Below are 23,627 nucleotides of genomic sequence, written 5' to 3'. Positions count from 1 at the left end.
TATGGAGATCGCCAAGGTTATTGTCGATGTTCCTGTGAAGCAGACGGACCGGCCCTTTGATTATCTGGTGCCGGAATCCATGCGTGAATGGATTGAGATTGGCAGCAGGGTAGGTGTACCTTTTGGTCATCGGACGGTGCAGGGGTTTGTCATTGATTTGGTGCCTCGTACGGGTACGGAGTCTTTCAAACTCAAACCAATTCAGGAGCTGTTGGATATCGTTCCCCCGTTGTCTGAAGATTTGGTGGAATTGGCCGAATGGATGAGTGAGCGTTATGCCAGTAACCGCATTTTGTCTTTGCAGGTGATGGTGCCGACCGCGCTGAAAGGCAAAGCGGAACGGTATATTTCACTTGGAGATGCCCTTGACGGAGAAATGGCTGGTTCGGAGTCAGGTGAAGAAGTCCTTTTTGTGTGGGGAGAGGAATCGACATCAGAGAAAGTACAGCAAGATATTATTCGTTTTGTGAAGAGTCGTGGGCAGGTTCCCTTACAACAACTGAGTCGCAAGTACCCCAATCATGCTGCGCTGATCAAGAAGTTGTTACTTAGTGGTGTCCTGCTGGAAAGCCAGGCGATCAAGGACAAGCTGAATAAAAAAACGATGAAGTCTATTGATCTGGCTGTGGATGTGGCAGCTGCGGAAGAGGCGTTGAATTCGTTTCCTGCAAAGGCCCAACGGCAGAAGGAAGTTCTGGCTTTTTTGCTGGAGATGAAAGAACTGCTGCCCATGGCGATGAAAGAATTGCTGGCTACACTTCAGGTATCAGCGGCTACAGTCAAAGGGCTGGAGGAGAAAGGGTTGGTTGTAACGGAGGACGTCGAAGTCTTTCGTGATCCCTATCAGGGCCGTAAGTTCCGTGCGACGGAGCCACTGAATCTGACCGATGAACAGCAGCATGTGTATAACAATATCAATGGTCGATTGCAGGAGAGACGCCATGGCGTCTTTTTGCTTCATGGTGTAACAGGCAGCGGCAAGACGGAAGTCTACCTTCAGACCATTCAGCGCTGTATTGAACAGGATCGACAGGCGATTGTTCTCGTACCTGAAATTGCACTGACACCGCAGATGGTGGAACGTTTCAAAGGACGCTTTGGCGATCAGGTCGCTGTGATGCATAGTCGTCTGTCTGGCGGAGAGCGTTATGATGAGTGGCGTAAAATTCGGGAAGGCCAGGTGACGGTTGCCATTGGTGCCCGGTCAGCCGTTTTTGCTCCGTTCAGTCGTCTTGGCCTGATCATTATGGACGAAGAGCATGAGACTTCATATAAACAGGAAGAAACCCCAAAATATCATGCCCGTGATGTAGCGGTAAAAAGAGCACAGCAGCATCAGGCGGTCGTTGTTCTTGGTTCGGCGACACCCTCGCTGGAAAGTTACTATGCTGCACGTTCACAGAGTAATGATGATTTTGCACCACTTTTGCTGGAGATGCCAACCCGCGCACTGGGGAACAAGCTGCCAGAGGTGCGGATTGTTGATATGCGGGAAGAACTGAAGGATGGAAATCGCTCGATGTTCAGCCGCGCCTTGCACAAAGGGCTGGAGGAGCGGTTGGAGCGTGGGGAACAGACGGTGCTTCTGCTGAATCGACGCGGATATTCCACCTTTGTGATGTGTCGCAGTTGTGGATACGTTGCAGGCTGTCCCGAGTGTGATATTTCACTAACCTATCATCAGCGCTCCAACAATCTTCGTTGTCACTATTGTGGATATGCGGAAGCAGCACCAGAGGTGTGTCCGGATTGCGGCAGTGAGCATATTCGATATTTCGGTACGGGTACACAGCGGGTAGAGGAAGAATTGGCCAAGTTGTTCCCGGGTATTCGCGTTATTCGGATGGACGTGGATACAACGAGCGAAAAAGGGTCACATGAGAAGCTGTTGAAGCAGTTTCGCGAGAAAAAGGCAGACGTTCTGCTGGGGACCCAGATGGTTGCCAAAGGACTTGATTTTCCGGATGTCACCCTGGTTGGTGTTATAACAGCGGACTCGGCACTCAATTTGCCTGATTTCCGGGCTGCCGAAAAAACATTTCAGCTGCTCACTCAGGTGGCGGGCCGTGCAGGACGGCATCAACTGCCTGGCGAGGTGTTTGTGCAGTCCTATACACCAGAGCACTATTCGATTGGGCATGCGAGCCAGCATGACTATGTTTCGTTTGTCCGTGAGGAATTATTGCATCGGCGCAATTTGCAGTACCCGCCATACTGTCGTCTGATTCTGGTGACGTTCTCGCATGAACAGCTTCCGGTACTGATCCGGCTGGCAGAGAACTACACACGAATATTGAAAGAAAAGGCGAATGCGGCTGGCTGGCTGGGAAGTCTGGATCGTTTCAGCAATGAAGCCTTTGACGTGTTGGGCCCGGTAGCATCGCCCATTCCTCGGATCAAGAATAGATACCGATTCCAATGTATGATAAAATGGCGGGGGGATGTCGACGCCATTGGACTGGCGCTCGCGACGGCCCGGCGTATGGACGACGATGTTCAGGCGCAGAAGCTGCAAATTAGTCTGGATGTAGACCCGCAAATGTTAATGTAAGCATTTTGTAGTAAAATGCGGATGCAAACAAGCGGTATAAACATAGATTAAAAACAACATGAATGATGGCTCGATCTTTAAAATCAGTTTTTGATACCTGCTACATAGCAGAAAATCAGTACTTGTTTTTGAATGAGCCTGATGTCCTGAAATTATGATGAGGATTAGGAAGGTGCTTACAACATGTCGATTCGTATTATCGTGAAAGAACCGGATGAGGTGCTACACAAAAGAGCTAAAGAAGTAACTAAAGTTACACCGAATGTTCAGAAGCTGCTGGATGATATGGCAGATACAATGTATGACGCAGAAGGCGTAGGTCTTGCTGCACCACAGGTTGGTATTTTGAAGCGCCTCATTGTGATTGATTGCGGAGATGAGCAGGGCCTGATCAAGATGATCAATCCGGAGATCATTTCGAGCGAGGGAGAGCAATTTGGACCCGAAGGCTGCTTGAGTATCCCTGGCATTAACGGTGATGTGCGTCGTTTTGAGACGGTTACCGTAAAGGGACTGGATCGTGAAGGCAAAGAACTGATTATTACGGGAAGTGGCTTGTTGTCTCGTGCGTTCCAGCATGAAATTGATCATTTGGATGGCGTACTCTTTACGGATATTGCTGAAAAGGTGTACGAAATTGCAGCCGATCAAACCGGGCCGCGTCGTAACTAAGGAGTGATTGATTTGAATATTGTTTTTATGGGAACGCCTGAATTTGCAGTTCCGTCTCTCGACATGCTTATCGCCGAGGGATATAACGTGGTTGGTGTCGTGACTCAGCCGGATAAACCACAGGGCCGCAAAAAGGTGCTTACACCAACACCAGTCAAGGCTGCGGCAGAACGCCACGGCCTGCCTGTATTTCAACCTGTAAAACTGCGTGCTCCAGAAGCTGTAGCCCGATTGGCTGAATGGAAACCGGATCTGATTGTGACTGCGGCTTTTGGGCAGATTCTGCCCAAAGCTGTGCTGGATATGCCCGTTCGTGGTTGTGTGAACGTGCATGGTTCTCTTTTGCCCAAATATCGCGGTGGCGCCCCGATTCAACGTTCCATCATTAATGGAGAGTCGGTGACGGGAGTTACGCTGATGTTTATGGCGGAAGGCCTGGATACGGGGGATATGATCTCACGTGTGGAAGTGGCGATTACGGATGAAGATACATCAGGCTCCATGTTTGTAAAGCTTAGTGAAGCAGGCTCCAAATTGCTTCAGGAAGAAATGCCGCGTCTGGTTGCAGGCGAAACAACGGCTGTCCCTCAGGATGAAGCCGAGGCTTCGTATGCTCGCAATCTGACTCGGGATGACGAGAAGATGGACTGGAATCGAACGTCGCGTGAATTGTTCAATCAAATTCGCGGTCTTGTACCGTTCTCGGGTGCATTTACGATGTGGGATGAGCAGGTCTTCAAGGTCTGGGCAGCAGCAAATCCGGGGCAGGCGGATCTACTCACGTCTTCGGATGCTGGACAAGCCGAGCCGGGAACGGTATTACAATTGGGCAAGAACGGCATTGAAGTTCGCACAGGTGACGGTTCTCTCTGGCTTACTGAGGTTCAGCCTGCGGGTAAAAAGGTAATGCAAGCTGCTGACTTTGCACGTGGCGGAACCCTGAAACCGGGAACGGTGCTGCAATGAGCGGAAATACACCAGGCCGCCCGTCAGGAACAGGTCATAAAGTCGCAGGAAATACATCCGGGCGCGGAGGAAACCAGGGTCGTCCAAACTCCGGGAAATCTGGTGGTGCAGGGAACAGGTCTGCATCCCAGTCTGCTGCAAATGGTGTCTCCCGCACTCCGCGGCCCAAAACCTCCGCGCGTGCACTCGCAGTGAAGGTGCTCAGCGCCGTTGAGCAAGAAGGGGCTTACAGCAACCTTGAGCTGAACCGGCGTTTGAAGGAAGCCGAGCTTAGTCCGGCAGATGCTGGACTGGCAACAGAACTGGTCTATGGAACGATCGCGCGTCGGAATACCCTTGATTATTTTTTGGAAAGATACGTAGCCAAAGGTGTATCCAAACTGCAACCTTGGGTTCGCAGCTTGCTGCGCATTAGCGTATATCAGATGCTGTATCTGGACCGTATTCCGGAACACGCCGTGGTGAGTGAAGCTGTCAATTTGGCTAAGAAATTGGGACATCAGGGTATCTCCGGTATGGTGAACGGTGTTCTGCGGAACATGATCCGCAATCGGGATGAACTGCGAATTCCCGAACATCTGCCTGCTGCTGAACGTATCTCACTTGAGCACTCTCACCCGCTGTGGATGGTTGAGCGCTGGATCAGTCAATATGGCGAAGAGAAAGCAGAAGCGATCTGTCGTGCAAATAATGAGCCGCCTGCGGTTAGTGTTCGTGTGAACACGACAATGACGACACGCGAGAAAATGATGCAAGAGATGGAGAGCACGGGGGCAATCGTGGAACCTTCCCGGCTTAGTCCCGACGGCATTCTCGTTCGCAGTGGTGGTAATATGGCACTTACGTCCTGGTATCGGGATGGCCTGTTATCCGTACAGGATGAAAGTTCGATGCTTGTAGCTGAGGCTGTTGGGCCTGAGGAAGGTGAGACGGTACTGGATTGCTGTGCAGCTCCTGGTGGCAAGACAGCCCATATGGCAGAGAAAATGCAGGACCGTGGACGGATTGTTGCCAATGATGTACATGCTCATAAACGTCAGTTGATCATGGATCAGGCGGATCGTCTCGGACTCAGCTGTATTGATGCGGTGACAGGTGATGCCCTTGATCTGGATGAGCGTTATCCTGAGGCATCGTTTGACCGCATCCTGCTGGATGCGCCGTGTTCCGGTCTGGGTGTTATTCGCCGCAAGCCGGATGTCAAATGGACCAAAACTGCTGAAGACATTCAGGATATCTCCAATCTGCAGCGTGAACTGCTGGATCGGGTTGCACCACTACTAAAGCCAGGTGGTATTCTGGTATATAGCACGTGTACAATCGAGCCTGCGGAGAACGAGCATAGGGTTGCTGACTTTTTGGACCGGCATCCGGAATACAAGGCGGCTGAAGAGTCAGCTTGGTCTGGTCTGGAAACAGCCGAGTGGAAGGTTGTGAACGGTGGTGTGCAGATTCTGCCACAGTACGCTCACAGTGACGGTTTTTTCATTGCCAGGTTGATAAGGATAGCGGATTAACAGTTTAATAGAGCACTGAAGGACAGCCGCCGAGGGGAACTTCGGCGGATTTCTTTGTGATAAGACTGAGGGTTAATGATCAGTTAAAAGTGATGATAGGGTGCGATGCAGGCATTGAGGTGTTATAATGCATGAAGTAAAGGCATCAAGGGTATACATGGATGTAAAGTGGTCTTTGTGATAGAATAGGACGAATGGAACGAAAAAAAGGAAGCCAAACGAAAAGAAAAGAAGGAATAGGTGTTGACAACAAAATGAAACCTTTTATATATGATTATTCCCTGGAGGAGCTGCAACAATGGGCTATTGAGAACGGGGAACCGGCATTTCGCGGTGGTCAGATCTTCGACTGGATTTATGTGAAACGTGTGAATGATTTCAGTGAAATGACGAACCTGTCCAAAGCGCTCCGTGAAAAGCTGACTGAACAATTTGAATTTGTTACACTTACTGAAATTACGAAATTTGAATCCAAGGATGGAACAGTGAAATTCCTGTTTGGTTTGCATGATGATCATGCGATCGAAACAGTTATTATGAAACACAACTATGGTAACAGCATCTGTGTAACGACACAGGTTGGATGCCGGATTGGCTGCACGTTCTGTGCCTCCACGCTGGGCGGACTCAAGCGTAACCTTACAGCTGGCGAAATTGTCGCTCAGGTTGTGCAAGCCCAAAAAATTCTGGATGAACGCGGTGAGCGGGTCAGCAGTATCGTGATTATGGGTTCAGGGGAGCCTTTTGAAAACTATGAAGCCACGATGACGTTCCTGCGAATCATGATTCACGAAAAAGGGCTGAATATCGGTCAGCGCCATATCACCGTGTCTACCAGTGGAATCGTACCGAACATCTATAAATTTGCAGATGAAGATACGCAGATTAACCTGGCGATTTCCATCCATGCGCCAAATGATGCTTTGCGTTCCAAGTTGATGCCGGTAAACCGCCGTTTTCCTTTCGAAGATGTAATGGAGTCTTTGCGTTATTATTTGGCCAAAACGGGTCGCAGAATTACGTTTGAGTACGCACTTATCGGCGGTGTGAATGATCAGCCGGAACATGCGGCAGAATTGGCAGGCGTGCTTAAGAACATGCTGTGCCACGTAAACCTGATTCCGGTCAACCATGTACCTGAGCGCAAGTACGTAAGAACATCCAGAAGCGACATTTTCAATTTTCAGAAGATTCTCTCGGAGCAGGGTGTTAATGTAACCATTCGTCGTGAACAGGGACATGATATTGCTGCCGCTTGCGGTCAGCTTCGTGCAAAGCATATGGAGTTGAGGTGAGAACGTTTTGATCAAAACAGTTCATGTGAGCCATATCGGACGGGTGCGTTCGGTGAATGAAGATTCAGCCTGGATTCGAAATCTCGATACAGGTTATATTCTGGGTATTGTTGCCGATGGTATGGGCGGTCATCTTGCAGGGGATACGGCGAGCCGTCTGGCGGTCGAGACGTTGGTGCAGGATCTGGGGACGCTTGAGCCAGGTCTTTCACATGCGTCTTTGTCAGCCGCATTGAGCGATGCTATTTTGCATGCCAACGAAGTGATCTTCCGCACGGCGTCTACGGATGATAATTACCATAACATGGGGACCACCGTAGTTGCGGCATTGCTGAATGATACGGAAGGCGTTATTGGTCACATCGGTGACAGCAGGGCATACAAAATTGCAAATAAACATGTGATCCAGTTGACCGAGGACCATACACTGGTGAATGAATTGTTCAAAAATGGTCAGATCAGCAAAGAAGATGTCTCTCATCATCCGCGTCGCAATGTGCTCACACGTGCACTTGGGACAGATGCTGAAGTGAAGGTGGATCTGGATACCGTCAAGCTGGAAGAAGGCGAAGTTCTTCTCTTGTGCAGCGACGGGCTTAGTAATCTGGTCAGCAATGAGCAGATCATTCAGGTCGCAGGTAATCTGGAACTGGCGTTGGAAGATCGGGCTGATCGCTTACTTCAGCTGGCTTTGCTTGCGGGTGGAGATGACAATATCACGATAGCTTTGTTTGAACTGCAAAAGGAAGGTTCCGTGATATCGGAAACGGGGTGTGAGTCATGATTGGGCACCAGCTAGGCGGACGCTATGAAGTGATCGAGCGTGTCGGCGGCGGCGGCATGGCTCTTGTGTATAAGGCCCAGGATCTGTTGCTCAACCGGAATGTTGCCATCAAAGTGTTAAGACAGCAATTTGTCCACGACGAAGAATTTATTCGCCGTTTCCGCAGGGAAGCACAATCCGCAGCATCGCTGTCTCACCCTAACGTGGTCAGTATCTATGATGTGGGTCAGGAAGATGAAGTTCACTACATTGTTATGGAGTATGTCGAAGGCAAAAACCTGAATGAAATTATTAAAGAACGGGCGCCTTTGCAGGTGGACGAAGCGGTTCGAATCGCCTCCCAGATTGCAGATGCTCTCGATCATGCACATCATAATCAGATCATTCATCGGGATATCAAACCCCATAATATATTGATTGGCCGTAATGGTCGTGTGAAAGTAACAGATTTCGGGATAGCTCGTGCGGTTACGTCCACAACGATTACACAGACCGGCTCGGTAGTCGGTTCCGTTCATTACTTCTCACCTGAGCATGCCAAAGGCATCGTGACTGGCGAGAAGTCGGACTTATATTCTCTAGGTATTGTACTCTATCAAATGCTAACTGGGCAGCTTCCGTTCCTGGGAGAAAGTCCGATCAGCGTTGCTTTGAAGCATTTACAGGAAGAGTTTGATGAACCGCGTAAATTCAATCCGCTGATTCCGCAAAGCGTGGAGAACGTTATTCTGAAATCCATGCGCAAAAATCCGCAGGAGCGTTACCAATCTGCGAAAGAAATGCAGACAGATCTGGAAACCTGCCTGATGCCGGAAAGACGTAATGAAACGAAGATTGATTTTCCGGATGAGGATGATATCGATCAGACACGTGTCATGCCGGCGATCAAGCCGGAGCCGCGTGGGGTCACATCTACAGGTGCTGCACCCGTGATAGAGTCTGACGATGATCACAACAAGGGCAAACCCAAAACAAAGAATTGGAAGAAGCCAGCGCTGCTGATCTCGTTGACGGTGCTTATTCTCATCGCGATGGTTGGAGTTGTATGGTACGTGAAAGGCATGCTTGTTGTGCCTGATGTGAAGGTGCCCAATGTTGTGAGTCAGACCGAAGAAAAGGCTCGTCAGATGCTGCAGGACAGCGGGCTTGTTGTCAGTGATAATGTCATCCGGGAGTACAAGGAAGGCATTGAGCCGGGTATTGTATTCGATCAGAGCAGGGATGAAGGCGATATCGTCAAAGAAGGCTCTGAGGTCCAGCTGAGTGTTGGGGCGGAAAAAGAACTGACCAAAATGATCAGCGTTGAAGGCAATACCTATGATGAGGCTGTCAAGAAGTTGATCGCTCTTGGTATCAATGAGGATCAGATCAAACGGAAGGATGATTTCTCGAATGACATTGCATCCGGGAACGTGATCTCCCAAACTCCTGGAGTCGATGTAGAATTCGATCCTAAAGAGACTGAAATTGTTTTGACTGTTAGCAAAGGCGCTAAAACCGTCAAAATGCCTGATCTGAAAAATAAGACCCGCAGCCAAGCTGAGGAATTGATCAGGTCTGCCGGGCTGGTGCTTGCTCAGGTACAGGAAGAATCCAGCTATACGTTTGAAAAGGGAAGAGTTACGCAGCAATGGCCTGTAGAAGCCGGCACAGATGTGAATCCGGGTGATAAAATCACCATATTTATCAGTACAGGATATCCGCCAGAGGCACTGAACTACGACTATAACATCAACGTTTCACCAAAAGAAGAAGGAAAAAGCAGCAAAATTCGAATTACTTTCGAGGATGCTCGTGGAAAGAATCAAGAATGGGGAACACGGACCATCAAGTCTGCCCAATTGCTGACCATTCCGCTTATTTTGGCTCCAAATGTGGATGGTGTGGTTTCGGTCTATCGGGATGATCAATTCCTGGATACGTATTTGGTTTCCTACAGCGAGGCCAAAAATGGAACGGTTGTTGTGCCTACCATCGAGCCTGAGAAGGGTGCTCAGCAGCCACCGCCTGATGAAACCGATCCAGGCAAAGTTGACGAAGAAACGGTTGATCCTAACCAGGAGGGTGAGCCTGATACACCTGTGGATGGTGAAGTGGACAACGAAGAGGGAGATACTTCGGCTATGAATAAGGAAGAGGGTCCCTCCAAAGGCAAAGGCAAGGATAGCAAGAAAAAGGAAGTCGTTAACGCATCGAGCCGTCCGTAAGGACGGCTTATTGCTGAGGTTCAGGGTGCGTGTACTGTAAATTAAAGGAGGGCGACGGAGCTATGCCAGAAGGTATCATCGTTAAAGCGCTAAGCGGTTACTATTATGTCATGCCAGTGGAAGACAGCGGGGTGCCTTCGGTTGAAGGCTCCGCCGTTCAATGCCGGGCCAGAGGCATATTCAGAAAACGGGGTACCTCACCGCTTGTGGGTGACCGTGTCAGCTACATGCTGACAGAGAACGGGGAAGGAACAGTAGATGAGATTCGAAAACGTGAGACGGAGTTGATTCGTCCCCCGGTAGCCAATGTAAGTCTGGCTGTTCTGTTATTTTCCGTGAAGGAACCGGACATGAATCTCAATCTGTTGGACAAATTTCTGGTACATATCGAGCAAGCCGGACTGGATGCACTGATTGTGCTCACCAAGCAGGACCTGGCTGATCCGGAAAAAGATGCACGTGATACAGTAGCTGAAGTAAAGGCATTATACGAGCAGATCGGATATGAAGTTATCTCGACCAGTTCACGAACCGGTGAAGGCAATGAACAACTCAAGAAGCGTCTTGCCGGCAAGATTAGCGTATTCTCCGGGCAATCCGGTGTAGGTAAATCTTCCATGCTAAACGCCCTGATGCCAGGCCTGACGCTGGAGACCAGTGCAATCAGTATGCGTCTAGGCCGAGGGAAACACACCACCAGGCACGTGGAGCTCATCCCCCTGGATAATGGTGGCTTTGTCGCCGATACGCCGGGATTCAGCCAACTGGACTTTCTGGAGATTGGTGTGGAGGAGCTATCCACTTGTTTCCGGGAGTTCGCTCAATATGCGGACCAGTGTAAGTTTCGAGGCTGTACGCATACGCACGAACCAGGTTGCCGAGTGCTTGCAGCCAAAGCGGAGGGAATGATCTCCGAAAGCCGTTATCACCATTACGAACAATTCCTTACAGAAATGAAAGACAAGAAGCGGAGGTACTAACATGATTAAAATTGCCCCATCTATTTTATCTGCGGATTTTGCCCGTCTCGGCGCGGAAGTGGCGGAAGCCCAAGCTGCTGGCGGAGACTGGATACATGTTGATGTCATGGACGGTCATTTCGTCCCTAATATTACGCTTGGACCTGCGATTGTAAAAGCGATCGCTCCACATACAAGCTTGCCGCTTGATGTTCATTTGATGATTGAGAATCCGGAGCGTTATGTCGAGGAATTCGCGAAAGCTGGTGCTGCCGTCATTACGGTTCATGCCGAGGCTTGTGTGCATCTGCACCGGGTTATTCATCTGATCAAGGAGCAGGGAGTCAAAGCAGGGGTTGCCCTTAATCCGGGGACTCCGGCGAGTGCTATTCAGGAAGTGCTGGACGATGTGGATATGGTGCTTGTCATGACCGTAAATCCAGGTTTTGGTGGACAGGCTTTCATCTCCGGCACCATGAACAAAATCAAGCAAATTCGCAGCTGGCTGAACGAAAAAGGACGTCATGATGTGCATATTGAAGTGGACGGCGGTATTGCTGCCGACACGGCTCCACTTGTGGTGGAAGCGGGAGCGGATGTGCTTGTTGCGGGAAGTGCTGTATTTGGACGTGAGGACCGGGCTGCTGCGATTGCAGAAATTCGCAGTAGCTACGGAGGCTAAGCATGAACCTCAAGGAGACGCTGTGGACAATGGCTGCGAGTCTCGTTACGGGACTGGTGCTGGCTATGTTTGCGGTTATTCAATCCCCTTATAATGCGATTACGTCATTGATCGGGGTTGGTGTTGTCATTATGTACTTCCGCAAATTTGACCGTACAGGACTTCGGGTTACTTTTGTGATATTCAGCATACTGTATTACTTATTGAGTGTATTCATGATTGCTGTCTATCAATATATCCCTACCCAAACCTAAATGACCTGATAAACGGGCTCGTCATTGTGGAATAGGGACAGAGGGTTCCGCATAAATATGGTTACATGAGCAGGTTTCTCATGTAGCCTTTTTTGTCGTGTTTAACGTAAAGAAGGCCTGGAGCATAAGATACGGCGGATGCATGAGCATGATGGGGAGGGTGAAGTATGAAATTTTACACATTCAAACTGCCGAAGTTTTTGGGAGGGTTTGTAAAGGCAATTCTTAATACGTTTCAAAAGAACTGACATGATTAAATGGTTACATTGGCGAATACCGCCGCTTTGGCTTCAGGATCATCTGGAATTCGGACCTGCGAAGCGCCATGCGGCGGCCATTCACATGCTGATGTGTGTATTCATGATTTTATTTCTGAATACCAAAAAAGCACCTGCAAGGAACAAGGTGCTTTTTGCTTACCCGATTTATAGTAGCTGTGCGTGATTATACGCGAGTCACTTTACCGGCTTTCAGTGCACGGGTGCTTACGTATACACGTTTTGGTTTACCGTTCACGAGAATACGGACCTTCTGAACGTTTACGCCCCAAGAACGACGGTTACGGTTGTTAGCGTGGGATACGTGGTTACCGGTGCCCGGTTTCTTACCTGTCACATAACATTTGCGAGACATAGATTACACCTCCTATCCTAAAATAACCAGTTGCCCTCCGGAGACACGAATGTCATTCCATACGGACTAAAATTGTTCTTCCTGACCGCAATGGCCAGGTTCCAGTAGCTAATGGTGTGTTCAAGCCGGCATAGCCGGATCATTTCCATTACTAAACCTGCATAAAACAATACTTGAATATAATATCATATTGAAAAAAGCTTCGTCAACTGATCCAAAAACTTTATTTATTTCTCCTGTCTAATATAGTACAATGTTGAATAGTCCATAATACAGTGGTGAACAGGCTGTTGCCGCGGGGTAGCCGGAGAAAAAACCGGCCTTAGAGGTCGGTGGTCTGCTTTTTTGGCAACGCTGTGAGCTGCGGCATTCCATCATTGGCACCAGTCTCCATGCGGCATTCATGCCGGCTCTTGATACCGGTGCATATCCGTATGCCCCGAATTAGGGGTTACAGAGCAATTGCAGGATATCGGTTGCCCGGCCGCCCAGACCGTTAATCCGGCTGACATTATGTATTGTATGCCTGTGCCGGACAAGGTATGGACGAAGAATAACGCGATATGCGTTTGCGCATGAACAGACCAGATACATCTTGGTGCAAGATGTTCGTGTATCAAGCTAGGAAGGGGAATTCTCACTTGAGTATACGTTCTTTAAATGGAACAGATTTCACCGCAATGGTACTTGCCGGAGCGGAACAACTTGGACAGCATGCAGAGCACGTCAATTCCCTGAATGTTTTCCCTGTGCCGGATGGCGACACGGGAACGAACATGAATTTGACAATGAGTGCAGGAGTCGCAGAGATTAAACGTAAAAGTTCTGCCTCCATCGGAGAAGCTGCCGGTATTTTATCGAAAGGCCTGCTTATGGGTGCACGGGGGAACTCCGGAGTAATTTTATCTCAATTGTTCCGTGGATTCAGTCGTTCAGCTGCTCCTTACGAGGAACTGAATACACTCCAGTTCGCCGCAGCCCTGCAGAACGGTGTGGACGCAGCTTACAAAGCTGTAGTGAAACCCGTTGAAGGGACCATTCTTACCGTAGCCAAGGAAGCGGCGAAACATGCCAGCTACTACGCAAGACGGACGAATGATATAACTGAATTAATGAATGAAGTTTTGTTAAAAGCAAAAGAAGCACTGGCAATGACTCCGGAACTGCTGCCTGTATTGAAACAGGTCGGCGTTGTGGATTCAGGTGGCCAGGGGCTTGTATATATTTACGAGGGCTTTATGGACGTTCTGTTGCAAACGGACGGGGCTAGTCGCACATCCTTTCAGAAAGACGTACAGCCAACCGTAGCTTCATCTGCATTGAAACCGGCTGCACCGTCAGAAGTAATTCCTGCGAAGCCTGCACAGCAGGTAATCGTGCCGGAGATGCCAATGTCTGCTCAGGCGAGACTGGAAACGGAAGATATTGAGTTCCTGTATGACATGGAGTTCTTTATTAATCGCGAGCTGGGAGAGAACGCAGGCGTTGCATTCGATGACGAGGCATTCCGGAAAGCGTTGTCAGTTAACGGAGATTCCATCATTATTATTGCTGACGATGAAGTGATTAAGGTTCACGTGCATTCCAAGACACCTGGAGATGTATTAAACCTGGCCCTCCGTTATGGAGAAATCACACAAATTCACATTCTCAATATGCGTGAGCAGCATCGTGATCTGCTGACTGCTGGCATGGACATAGCGCCATCGCCTGAATTGTTCGCAGAGATCCCGCCTGAAGCAACACGCAGTCTGGAGCAAGCGGAGCCACCAGCAGATGAGATGGCGCCATATGGCTTTATCGCGGTATCTTCCGGGGATGGCATTGCAGAGATTTTCAAGAGTCTCGGCGTGGATGTTGTTCTGTCTGGTGGACAGACGATGAATCCGAGCACTGAAGATTTTGTGAAAGCGGTGCGTTCGATTGCAGCGGAACAGGTATTTATTTTGCCGAACAACTCCAACATTGTACTTGCTGCGCAGCAGGCTGGAGAGTTGCTTGAAGATGAGCGCCGAATTACTGTCATTCCGAGCAAGACGATTCCTCAGGGCATGGCAGCTGCTTTTGCTTTCCAGGAGGATGAGTCTGCGGAAACCAACCGTGACCATATGCTTGAGGCGATTAGCCGGGTACAGTCTGGTCAAGTGACTCATGCGGTCAGAGATACGCAATATGATGAGCTTGATATCAAAGCTGGACACTACATCGGTATCCACAATTCCAAGATCGTGGCAACAGACGAAAGCATGCTGCACGCATGTGAAGGCTTGCTGCAACAGATGATGGAGAGCGGAGATGAAGTGATTACCCTTCTTGAAGGGGACGAGGCGACCCCTGAGATTACTGATGCGCTTGTAGCTTGGCTTGAAGAACAATATCCTGATGCTGAGGTAGAGGTGCATCTTGGAGGACAGCCGGTTTATTATTATTTGTTCTCTGTAGAGTCCTAATAGAGATTGTTCAAAAAGTCCCCAATGGATCACTATTTGAACATGCACTATAGCACTTAAGCAAAGAGGAGGGATCTCATGAGCCACAAGGTTGCGATCGTAACCGACAGTACCGCGGATATACCTGAAGAACTGGTACGTAAATACGGGATTCATGTTGTTCCGCTGCGTGTTCTGTTTGGGGAAGAAGCTTATGCAGACGGTGCTGATCTGACTTCAGAACAGTTCTATGCAAAGTTGGAGAAGGCATCTGTGCTGCCTACAACCTCACAGCCTTCTCCCACCGATTTTATGAATATCTATAACAGACTGTTGGATGAGGACCCGGAACGGTCCATTGTATCAATTCATTTGTCTTCCGGTATGAGTGGTACCTATCAATCGGCGCTGCTCGGCAAATCGTTGCTGGAACGTGAAGGCGATATAACGGTACTGGATTCGAAGTCTGCATCCTATGGATATGGTTTATTGGTCGTACAGGCTGCCGAGCTTGCCGAGCAAGGCAAATCCGCAGCGGAGATTGCTGCGGCTGTAGCAGCCATGCAGCGGAGCCGCAAGCTGTTCTTTCTTGTAGACACTTTGGAGTATTTACAGAAAGGCGGTCGGATTGGCAAGGCTGCGGCCATCTTGGGAACACTGCTGAATATTAAACCGATCTTGTCCATTGACGAGGAAGGCGTTATCTACGCAGTGGAGAAAGTCAGAGGTCACAAAAAAGCCATGGCACGCATTATTGAACTGTTTCAGCAGGATCTGGCGGGTCAACGTGTTAATCTGGCGGTAGGTCATACCGCAGACCCCGGATCAGCGATCGCTTGTGCAGAGCAGTTGCGTGGGCATTTTACATTGAATGAAGTGGTGTATACCAATATTGGAGCCGTCATTGGCAGCCATGTTGGGCCAGGCGTAATTGCCATCTTTATGTGGCCTGTTCCGGAATGAGGGATTAGACATGAAATGGGAAGAAATATCGGTTAAACAAATTAGCGGCGTGAGTGCTCTCAAAGAGGGAGAGCTTCACGCCTTTGGCATCTCTACTGTAAAAGACCTGCTTGAATATTATCCGTTCCGTTATGAGGACTATCGTCTGCGTTCGCTCAGCGAAGTGAAGGACGGGGACAAAATTACGGTACAGGGCAAAGTGATGGGTATCCCGGTTTTGCAGCGTTATGGCAAAAAGTCACGCCTTACCTGTAAGGTAATGACGGAAGAGTGGATGATTTCAGCCACTTGGTTCAATCGGCATTTTTTGAAGGAGCAGCTTACACCCAACCGGGAGATTGTGATTACGGGGAAATGGGAACAGAAGCGTATGCAGATGACCGTAACAGATTCGGAATTCCCGGATAAAGGGGAAGGACGATCGGGCACGCTGCAGCCTGTGTATTCGGTAACCGGCAAGCTTACACAGTCCTGGATGCGCAAAACGATTAATCAGGGGTTAGTCCAGTTCGGGGACATGATCCCCGAAATTTTGCCTCAATCACTCATGAAGAAATATGGATTCATGCCCCGCAAACAGGCGATTGCCGGAATTCATCGCCCACAGGATAACCGGGAAGGCCAGCAGGCCAGACAGCGGATGGTGTATGAGGAACTATTTTTGTTTCAACTCAAGATGCAGGCTTATCGTGCATTGAACCGGGACCGTATGGATGGTGTAGTGCATACAACGGATAATACAACGATTCGCGAGTTTGTTCGCAGTCTGCCATTTGAACTGACGGATGCACAGAAGAAGGTAGAGCTTGAAATTCTGCATGATATGCGTTCACCGTATTCGATGAACCGTCTGTTGCAAGGCGATGTAGGCTCTGGAAAAACGGTTATTGCGGCAATTGCCCTGTATACAACCGTTCGTTCCGGTTTTCAGGGAGCTCTGATGGTCCCTACGGAGATTCTGGCAGAACAGCATATACGCTCATTGCAAAAGCTGTTTGAACCTTTTGGCGTAACGGTGGGACTGTTAACGGGCAGTGTCAATGGACGGAAGCGCAAAGATCTGATTGCATCCTTGCAGATGGGCATGATCGACATTGTGGTGGGTACACACGCTCTGATTCAGGAGGATGTATTTTTCCGCGACCTGGGTCTTGTCGTTACGGATGAACAGCATCGCTTCGGTGTGAACCAGCGCAGCATTTTGCGGCGTAAAGGGTACAACCCGGATGTGTTAACGATGACGGCGACGCCGATACCGCGTACACTGGCCATTACGGCTTTTGGTGATATTGAAGTGTCGACCATCTCGGAACGTCCAAAAGGAAGGATTCCAATCTCGACGTACTGGGTCAAGCATGACATGATGGACCGGGTGCTTGGCTTTATTTCGCGAGAAGTGGACCAGGGACGTCAGGCCTATCTGATCTGTCCGCTCATTGAAGAGTCGGAGAAGCTGGATGTACAGAATGCGATTGACCTGCATATTCAGATGCAGCAGAACTTTCCGAAGTACCGTGTAGGTCTGCTGCATGGACGGATGACGGCTGGCGAGAAGGAAGAGATGATGCGTGACTTTTACAGCAACGATATTCAGCTTTTGGTCTCCACAACGGTTGTGGAGGTCGGGGTCGATGTGCCCAACGCAACACTGATGGTCATTATGGATGCGGACCGCTTCGGTCTCTCGCAGCTGCATCAGCTTCGTGGCCGGGTCGGTCGGGGCGCTCATGCCTCCTATTGTGTGCTCATTGCTGATCCCAAGACGGAAGTAGGACAGGAGCGCATGAAGGTTATGACAGAAACCGAAGATGGATTCGAAGTATCCCGTCGAGATCTGGATCTGCGGGGACCGGGTGATTTCTTTGGCACAAAGCAAAGTGGATTACCCGAGTTCCGTCTTGCCGACATGGTTGCGGATTTTGCCGTATTGGAGCAGGCCCGGGATGACGTGTCCAGTCTGATTGCGGATGCAAGCTTCTGGACCTCTGTTGACTACTCGCCTTTACGTGATTTCTTACAGCAGCAGCAAGTATTCCAGGGGGATCTGATCGATTGATTGGGCTGCCGAGTTGTGGTTTTCCACATTTTCCGTGGGAATATGTCAAGTGTACAGGCCCTTCTGTCATATGAATAAGAAGTGAGTTCATTATTCAGGAGGTGCTGTACGTTTTGGGTTACCAACAATATGGAATCAGTCCGCAGCTGGTGGAGCGGATCAAAACGAAGATGAAAAATCCCGCTGTCAAAGAGCGTATCAAAAAGTTGATAGATGGGGTCTCCAAGTCTGATTTGCAGGATAAGGCCAAGGTGAGAAGATTGGTCAAGTCGTCAGCGGTCATTTTGAATGAGAATTTTTCTACGGCTCAGGAGGAACAATTCGTTGCTTTTGTTCTCGCGCAGAAGATCGATCCGAACAATACGTTTCATTTGATTAAGCTGTGGGGCATGTTTAGGTAGGGATTCGATGTATTGTTGGGTGGTATAAAATGAACCATAGGATGTTACACGTGGCCACTCCGAGTGCAGTACCATCTTCCGATCGCTGTTACCCCCGGATTTTTAGATTAGAATTTTAAAAGGGTAAAATCCGGGGATAAAGGCGAGCGCTTCGCTTCTCCAGATTGGTTCTGCACTCTCCGTTACTTTGTAACTGGAAGTTCACTTTATAAAACCAAATTACATCGAATGTGTATGAAGTAATTTAGTGGAAGGGGGTTCCATAAGTCAGGAAGATGACTTATGGAACCCCCTTTTTATTTTTAAAGCCTGTGACATCCTTATGAATGAAGAAGAACAATGTGTAACTCAATCGAGCAGGATTTATGGATTTATGCAGAAAATGGTGTGCAGGAAAACGTCTATCAATGGTAAATGAATATTGAGTAATAAGGCTGTGTAGAGAAGAGAATCAATTGGAATAAAATGAATTCTGTTTCATCTATTCAACAGGTTAGAGACTGTCTACTACATTCCTGTACATCTCATTTTCACAGGATTGACTTTGCTTTCCTCCTGGGGGAGCGGTAAACTGTTGCATACGAGCATATATGGACTCAAGATGAGAAAACGCTGCTGCGATCATGGGCGTTTATTTTTGACGGATGTGGAGGAAGTCAGATTGACGGAGATGTTTACGATGCTGTTGGGGTTGTTTGAACGGGCGGCACTGCTGATTATATTTTTATTCTTTCTGTCGAGGATACCGCGGTTTAGGCAGATTTTGCAAAAGGGAAAATTGAGATGGCAGGAGTACATTGCGGTTACGTTGTTATTCTGTGCGTTTGCCATCTTTGGAACCTATACCGGTATTAATGTGGAAGGCTCGCTGGTGAATGTGCGCATTATTGCGATCATGTCTGGCGGCATTTTGTTTGGAGCGCCTGTGGGCATCATTACCGGGATTGTCTCCGGGGTGCATCGGTACTTGATCGATATGGATGGGATTACGGCGATCCCCTGTCTGATTACGAGTATCCTGGCAGGTCTGGTGTCCGGTTATATACATAAGTATACGCCCAAGTCGAAGCGCTGGATGGTTGGTATTGCGGCCGGAATGATCTGTGAGGCACTCACGATGATGCTGATTCTGTTGTATTCTTACCCTGATCCCTTGGGGGCGGATATTGTCTCGAAGATTGCATTGCCGATGATATTGGGTGAGATGAATATTGGGCTGATCGTGCTGCTGGTGCAGAGTGTGGAAGGGGAAAAGGAAATGATTGCGGCTCGTCAGGCCAAGCTGGCGCTGGAGATTGCGAACAAGACCTTGCCCTACTTCCGTTCCATTGACGAAGATTCCTTGCGGAAGATATGCCGGATTATTCAGGAGGATATTCAGGCGGATGCGGTTGCGATTACGGATACCCGAAATGTACTGGCTTATGTGGGATTTGGTGAGGAACGATATCATATCGGGAATGAAATTATTAGTGAGATGACGAAGAAAACGATCTCCAGCGGAGAGATTACGATTAGTAATGATGTAATTGATGAAAAAACGCCGGATATTCACTCCCTCCTCATCATTCCGCTCAAAGAGCGGGGAGAAGTGACGGGGGCTCTGAAAATTTATTACCGCAAAGCGTACAAGATCACGTATCCGTTGCAAACAATGGCTGTGGGCCTGTCTCAGATTATTTCCACCCAGATGGAAGTATCTCGTGTAGAGGAGATTAAGGCTGCGGCCAATAAGGCGGAGCTGCGTGCATTACAGACCACGATTCATCCTCATTTTCTATTCAATGCGCTGAACGCCATTGCTTCATCGATTCGCACCAAGCCGGATCGGGCACGTGAGTTGATCGTTAATCTGTCGGGATATATGCGCTATAACCTGGAGCTGTCAGATGAGCTTATTGATATTCATAAGGAACTGGAGCAGGTCCGCAATTATGTAGAAATTGAGAAGGCTCGCTTCGGCAGCAGGCTTAACGTCATCTATGACATTGATGAGGTGGCTGTGCATATTCCAAGTCTGGTCATCCAGCCGCTTGTGGAAAATGCTATTATCCACGGCATTCTCAAGGTAAAAGGACCCGGGACTGTACGGATTCGAGTACAGGATTATCCTGACTTTGTGCGAATTGGGGTCAGTGATACAGGAGCAGGTATTGGAGCCGACATTATTGAGCGTGTGTACCATGACCGGATGCCTGCCAACCAAATCGGTTTGTACAACGTACATCGGCGGGTGAAGCTCATTTATGGGCAGGGGTTAACGATTACGAGGCTGGAGCAAGGAACCGATATTTTATTTGATGTACCCAAAGGAGATGTAGTGACAAGGTGATGAACGGTTAATGAGAGCTCTTATTGTTGAAGATGAAATTCCGGCAAGTGAGGAACTGAATTACTTGATACAGGAACATAGCCAAATTGAAGTGGTAGATTGTCTGGAAGATGGACTGGATGTGCTGAAGTTTCTGCAGGAGCAGGAAGTCGACGTTATTTTTCTAGACATAAACATTCCTTCGCTGGACGGCATGATGCTGGCACATCATATTGGGAAGTTTGCGAGCAAGCCATATATCGTATTTACAACAGCTTATAAGGAACATGCGGCAGAAGCATTTGAGCTGGAGGCGTTTGACTATATTCTGAAGCCTTATGATGAGAAACGGATTGCTGCGATGCTGAATAAACTTGAAACGGCGTTCAGACGGGATCATGAGCAGGTGAAACGTGAACGTGGCAGCGACGATGGACAGGCTCACCATGCGGCTCAAGTGAACGATGAATGGTCTGCATCCACGATGCAGGCGCGGGAATCCAATGCACAGACGGGACGACGTATCAATCTGCTGCGCAATGACAATATTATTGTGACAGACACCGCCGATATTTATTATGCGGAAGCACAAGAGAAAGTCACGAAGGTGTATACCAAAAACGGTGAGTTTACGATGCCGGTCAGTATTTCGGATTTTCACGGCCGTTTGCCGCAAGAGACCTTTTTCCGCTGTCATCGCTCTTACGTGGTGAATTTGTCTCAAATCCGTGAAATTGTGCCCTGGTTTAACAATACGTATCTGCTTCGCCTGCGCGATCTGGAGGCTGAAGTGCCTGTTAGCCGGGGCAAGGTCAAGGAATTTAGGCAGCTCATGCGCATCTAGAGGCAGTTCATTCCGCCTTTGATGCAACTCATGCTCAAATCGGTGTTATGAATCCCCTTTCATGTATGATTAGCTTGTGAACGCATTCATATATATGACATCGGCAAAGGGGAGATCACGATGAAAGCAGCTATTTCATCCACACCTAATTCAGCATCTACATCTATGAAAATGAACCGCTGGCTTATTGTACTGGGCACCATTATTGTACAAATGGGTCTCGGAACCATCTACACCTGGAGTTTATTTAATCAACCGCTGTCTGATCGTTTCGGATGGGACGTCAGCTCGGTAGCGATAACTTTTTCGATTACCAGCTTTGCTTTGGCATTTGCCACACTGTTTGCAGGACGACTGCAAGAACGATGGGGGCTTCGTCGCCTGATTCGGGTAGCCGGTGTGGTGCTTGGTCTGGGACTCGTGCTTAGTTCTCAAGTGAGTTCATTGACATTGCTCTACATCCTGGCCGGATTTGTGGTTGGATTCGCGGATGGTACGGCATATATTACTTCCCTGTCCAACCTGATCAAATGGTTTCCTGAGCGAAAAGGTCTGATCTCGGGTATTTCGGTTGGGGCCTTTGGTACGGGCAGTCTGTTGTTCAAATACGTGAACTCTGCCTTAATCGGTGCTGTTGGTCCTGCTCAAGCCTTTATGTACTGGGGCATTATTGTACTGGTATTGATTGTGGGCGGCTCGTTCCTGATCCGTGAAGCGGTAGTTCGTGAACAAGCTCCAGCAAGCAGCACCGAAGGTGCGAAGCAACAAGAAGTACGTCATGATTATACGGTCAAAGAAATGCTGCGTACGAAAGAAGCTTACATGCTGTTCGTTATTTTCTTCACGGCATGTATGAGTGGACTGTATCTGATCGGTATTGTGAAAGACATCGGTGTGCAGCTGGCAGGACTTAACGTGGCTACAGCTGGCAATGCGGTGGCGATGGTTGCCATCTTTAACACCGCTGGACGTATCATTCTGGGTGCGCTGTCGGATAAAGTGGGACGGATGAAAGTCATTGCCGGAGCACTGCTGGTTACGGCTGTTGCCGTAATGACGCTTAGTCTGGTACCGCTGAGCTTTGGCATCTTCTTCGCCTGTGTGGCTGCTATCGCGTTCTGCTTTGGTGGCAATATTACGGTCTTCCCTGCGATTGTGGCTGATTATTTCGGACTGAAAAATCAGAGCAAAAACTACGGCGTCATCTATCAGGGATTTGGATTTGGTGCCTTGGCTGGATCGTTTATCAGCGCCCTGCTGGGCGGATTCCATCTTACCTTTATTGTGATCGCTGTACTCTGCGCTGTCTCGCTGCTGCTGGCGTTGATTATTACACCTCCGGGTCAAGGACGTCGTACACGTCAACGTGAACAGCAGATGAATCTTAACCCATCATCCCGGGCAAGCTGAGTGTAGCCAGGGGCGAAGTTTTATTTTATAAAAGCAAGTTGGGCGGTCTCTGCGGAGACCGCTTTTTTGGTACCAGCTCGACCGGAAGGGAATGGGATTCCTTGTACATGAAGCGGTTGTGTGCAATGCATACTTTGCTTCTGGTATACTCTAGGTGAAATAAAAAGAGCAAGTCCTTGTTAGCCATTTAGAGGAGGTATGTCCGTCATGAATTTCTTGAAATATGCATCATCTGATTTTGCTGATTATTATGCTCTTGTGTCCAATATTGAAGTTATGCAACAAATTACCGAACGTGCTCTGCCTGAGCATGAAGCTACAGCGGAATTTGAATCCATGCTGAATTATAATCAGGGGAATGACTGCGGATATTATCGGATATCCGGTGAAGACGGGGTAGGGATGGCTTACGCTAAACTGATCCCGGATGAATCCGATCCATCGCGGGCGGAAATGGGTTATATGATTCTGCCTGAATACTGGGGGAAAGGACACGGGACTTCCATTGCAGCTCGGCTGATTATTCAGGCACAGGCGGCAGGGATTGCTGTACTCTATGCGGTTATCGATCCGTCCAATGCGGCATCCCGTCAAATATTGCTCAGACAGAATTTTGTATCCACATGGGTGGGGGATTATGAGGGATTACCTGGCGAGATTCTGGAGCTGAATCTTCAGGTGAAGCGCTAAGGG

General features: G+C 48.8%; 21 protein-coding genes. 20 read left to right on the top strand and 1 reads right to left on the bottom strand.

What is annotated here, in order from left to right; genetic code table 11:
* The first annotated feature begins 1 nt into the window (after position 1).
* The 12 genes from priA to Q0V21_RS04445 all read left to right on the top strand — a co-directional run bounded on the left by priA (position 2) and on the right by Q0V21_RS04445 (position 12,331).
* Positions 2-2,551: a primosomal protein N' gene (gene priA / locus Q0V21_RS04500; RefSeq protein WP_301877754.1), complete on the top strand. Its 2,550-nt coding sequence runs from the start codon at positions 2-4 to the stop codon at positions 2,549-2,551.
* A gap of 183 nt (positions 2,552-2,734) precedes the next feature.
* On the top strand, positions 2,735-3,223 hold the full coding sequence (gene def, locus Q0V21_RS04495; protein ID WP_024631117.1) for a peptide deformylase: 489 nt from the start codon (positions 2,735-2,737) through the stop codon (positions 3,221-3,223).
* Positions 3,224-3,235: 12 nt separating this feature from the next.
* On the top strand, positions 3,236-4,189 hold the full coding sequence (gene fmt / locus Q0V21_RS04490) for a methionyl-tRNA formyltransferase (protein ID WP_079349543.1): 954 nt from the start codon (positions 3,236-3,238) through the stop codon (positions 4,187-4,189).
* Positions 4,186-5,706, top strand: coding sequence for a 16S rRNA (cytosine(967)-C(5))-methyltransferase RsmB (gene rsmB / locus Q0V21_RS04485; protein ID WP_079349542.1), 1,521 nt, complete (start codon positions 4,186-4,188; stop codon positions 5,704-5,706). Before fmt ends, rsmB begins: the two co-directional genes overlap by 4 nt.
* A 254-nt stretch (positions 5,707-5,960) precedes the next feature.
* Entirely contained in the window at positions 5,961-7,001 is a 1,041-nt protein-coding gene (rlmN, locus tag Q0V21_RS04480) for a dual-specificity RNA methyltransferase RlmN (protein ID WP_079349770.1), read from the top strand.
* A 7-nt stretch (positions 7,002-7,008) separates the two neighbouring features.
* Positions 7,009-7,785, top strand: coding sequence for a Stp1/IreP family PP2C-type Ser/Thr phosphatase (locus Q0V21_RS04475; protein ID WP_024631113.1), 777 nt, complete (start codon positions 7,009-7,011; stop codon positions 7,783-7,785).
* Positions 7,782-9,992 carry a Stk1 family PASTA domain-containing Ser/Thr kinase gene (pknB, locus tag Q0V21_RS04470; protein ID WP_079349541.1) on the top strand — a complete coding sequence of 737 codons (2,211 nt, stop codon included), beginning with the start codon at positions 7,782-7,784 and terminating at the stop codon, positions 9,990-9,992. Before Q0V21_RS04475 ends, pknB begins: the two co-directional genes overlap by 4 nt.
* A gap of 62 nt (positions 9,993-10,054) precedes the next feature.
* Positions 10,055-10,972, top strand: coding sequence for a ribosome small subunit-dependent GTPase A (gene rsgA / locus Q0V21_RS04465; protein WP_079349540.1), 918 nt, complete (start codon positions 10,055-10,057; stop codon positions 10,970-10,972).
* Position 10,973: 1 nt separating this feature from the next.
* On the top strand, positions 10,974-11,633 hold the full coding sequence (gene rpe / locus Q0V21_RS04460; protein ID WP_053784310.1) for a ribulose-phosphate 3-epimerase: 660 nt from the start codon (positions 10,974-10,976) through the stop codon (positions 11,631-11,633).
* A 2-nt stretch (positions 11,634-11,635) separates the two neighbouring features.
* Positions 11,636-11,887: a hypothetical protein gene (locus tag Q0V21_RS04455; protein WP_024631109.1), complete on the top strand. Its 252-nt coding sequence runs from the start codon at positions 11,636-11,638 to the stop codon at positions 11,885-11,887.
* Between the two features lie 167 nt (positions 11,888-12,054).
* Entirely contained in the window at positions 12,055-12,135 is an 81-nt protein-coding gene (gene spoVM / locus Q0V21_RS04450; RefSeq protein ID WP_019424875.1) for a stage V sporulation protein SpoVM, read from the top strand.
* 1 nt (position 12,136) lies between these two features.
* On the top strand, positions 12,137-12,331 hold the full coding sequence (locus tag Q0V21_RS04445; RefSeq protein ID WP_024631108.1) for a hypothetical protein: 195 nt from the start codon (positions 12,137-12,139) through the stop codon (positions 12,329-12,331).
* On the opposite strand, the gene rpmB is transcribed toward Q0V21_RS04445, so the two are convergent.
* Complete coding sequence (gene rpmB, locus Q0V21_RS04440; RefSeq protein WP_024631107.1) at positions 12,332-12,520, bottom strand: 50S ribosomal protein L28; 189 nt, start codon at positions 12,518-12,520, stop codon at positions 12,332-12,334. It lies immediately after the preceding gene.
* Positions 12,521-13,161: 641 nt separating this feature from the next.
* On the opposite strand from rpmB, the gene Q0V21_RS04435 reads away from it, so the two are divergent.
* The 8 genes from Q0V21_RS04435 (at position 13,162) to Q0V21_RS04400 (ending at position 23,624) form a co-directional block, all read left to right on the top strand.
* On the top strand, positions 13,162-14,970 hold the full coding sequence (locus Q0V21_RS04435; protein ID WP_079349539.1) for a DAK2 domain-containing protein: 1,809 nt from the start codon (positions 13,162-13,164) through the stop codon (positions 14,968-14,970).
* Positions 14,971-15,048: 78 nt separating this feature from the next.
* Complete coding sequence (locus tag Q0V21_RS04430; RefSeq protein ID WP_301877746.1) at positions 15,049-15,912, top strand: DegV family protein; 864 nt, start codon at positions 15,049-15,051, stop codon at positions 15,910-15,912.
* Between the two features lie 10 nt (positions 15,913-15,922).
* On the top strand, positions 15,923-17,968 hold the full coding sequence (gene recG / locus Q0V21_RS04425) for an ATP-dependent DNA helicase RecG (RefSeq protein ID WP_301877745.1): 2,046 nt from the start codon (positions 15,923-15,925) through the stop codon (positions 17,966-17,968).
* A gap of 113 nt (positions 17,969-18,081) precedes the next feature.
* Positions 18,082-18,369 carry a stage VI sporulation protein F gene (locus Q0V21_RS04420; RefSeq protein WP_024631103.1) on the top strand — a complete coding sequence of 96 codons (288 nt, stop codon included), beginning with the start codon at positions 18,082-18,084 and terminating at the stop codon, positions 18,367-18,369.
* A 679-nt stretch (positions 18,370-19,048) separates the two neighbouring features.
* On the top strand, positions 19,049-20,701 hold the full coding sequence (locus Q0V21_RS04415; RefSeq protein ID WP_285078709.1) for a sensor histidine kinase: 1,653 nt from the start codon (positions 19,049-19,051) through the stop codon (positions 20,699-20,701).
* A gap of 10 nt (positions 20,702-20,711) precedes the next feature.
* Positions 20,712-21,524, top strand: a complete 813-nt coding sequence (locus Q0V21_RS04410) for a LytR/AlgR family response regulator transcription factor (RefSeq protein WP_301877743.1) — start codon at positions 20,712-20,714, stop codon at positions 21,522-21,524.
* Between the two features lie 120 nt (positions 21,525-21,644).
* Entirely contained in the window at positions 21,645-22,934 is a 1,290-nt protein-coding gene (locus Q0V21_RS04405) for an L-lactate MFS transporter (RefSeq protein WP_301877742.1), read from the top strand.
* 207 nt (positions 22,935-23,141) lie between these two features.
* Positions 23,142-23,624, top strand: coding sequence for a GNAT family N-acetyltransferase (locus Q0V21_RS04400; RefSeq protein ID WP_285078600.1), 483 nt, complete (start codon positions 23,142-23,144; stop codon positions 23,622-23,624).
* Positions 23,625-23,627 lie beyond the last annotated feature (3 nt).

Origin of the sequence: Paenibacillus sp. 11B (assembly GCF_030487755.1) — a bacterium.
GTDB classification, from domain to species: domain Bacteria; phylum Bacillota; class Bacilli; order Paenibacillales; family Paenibacillaceae; genus Paenibacillus; species Paenibacillus vandeheii.
This window is presented reverse-complemented; position numbering and strand designations above follow the sequence as displayed.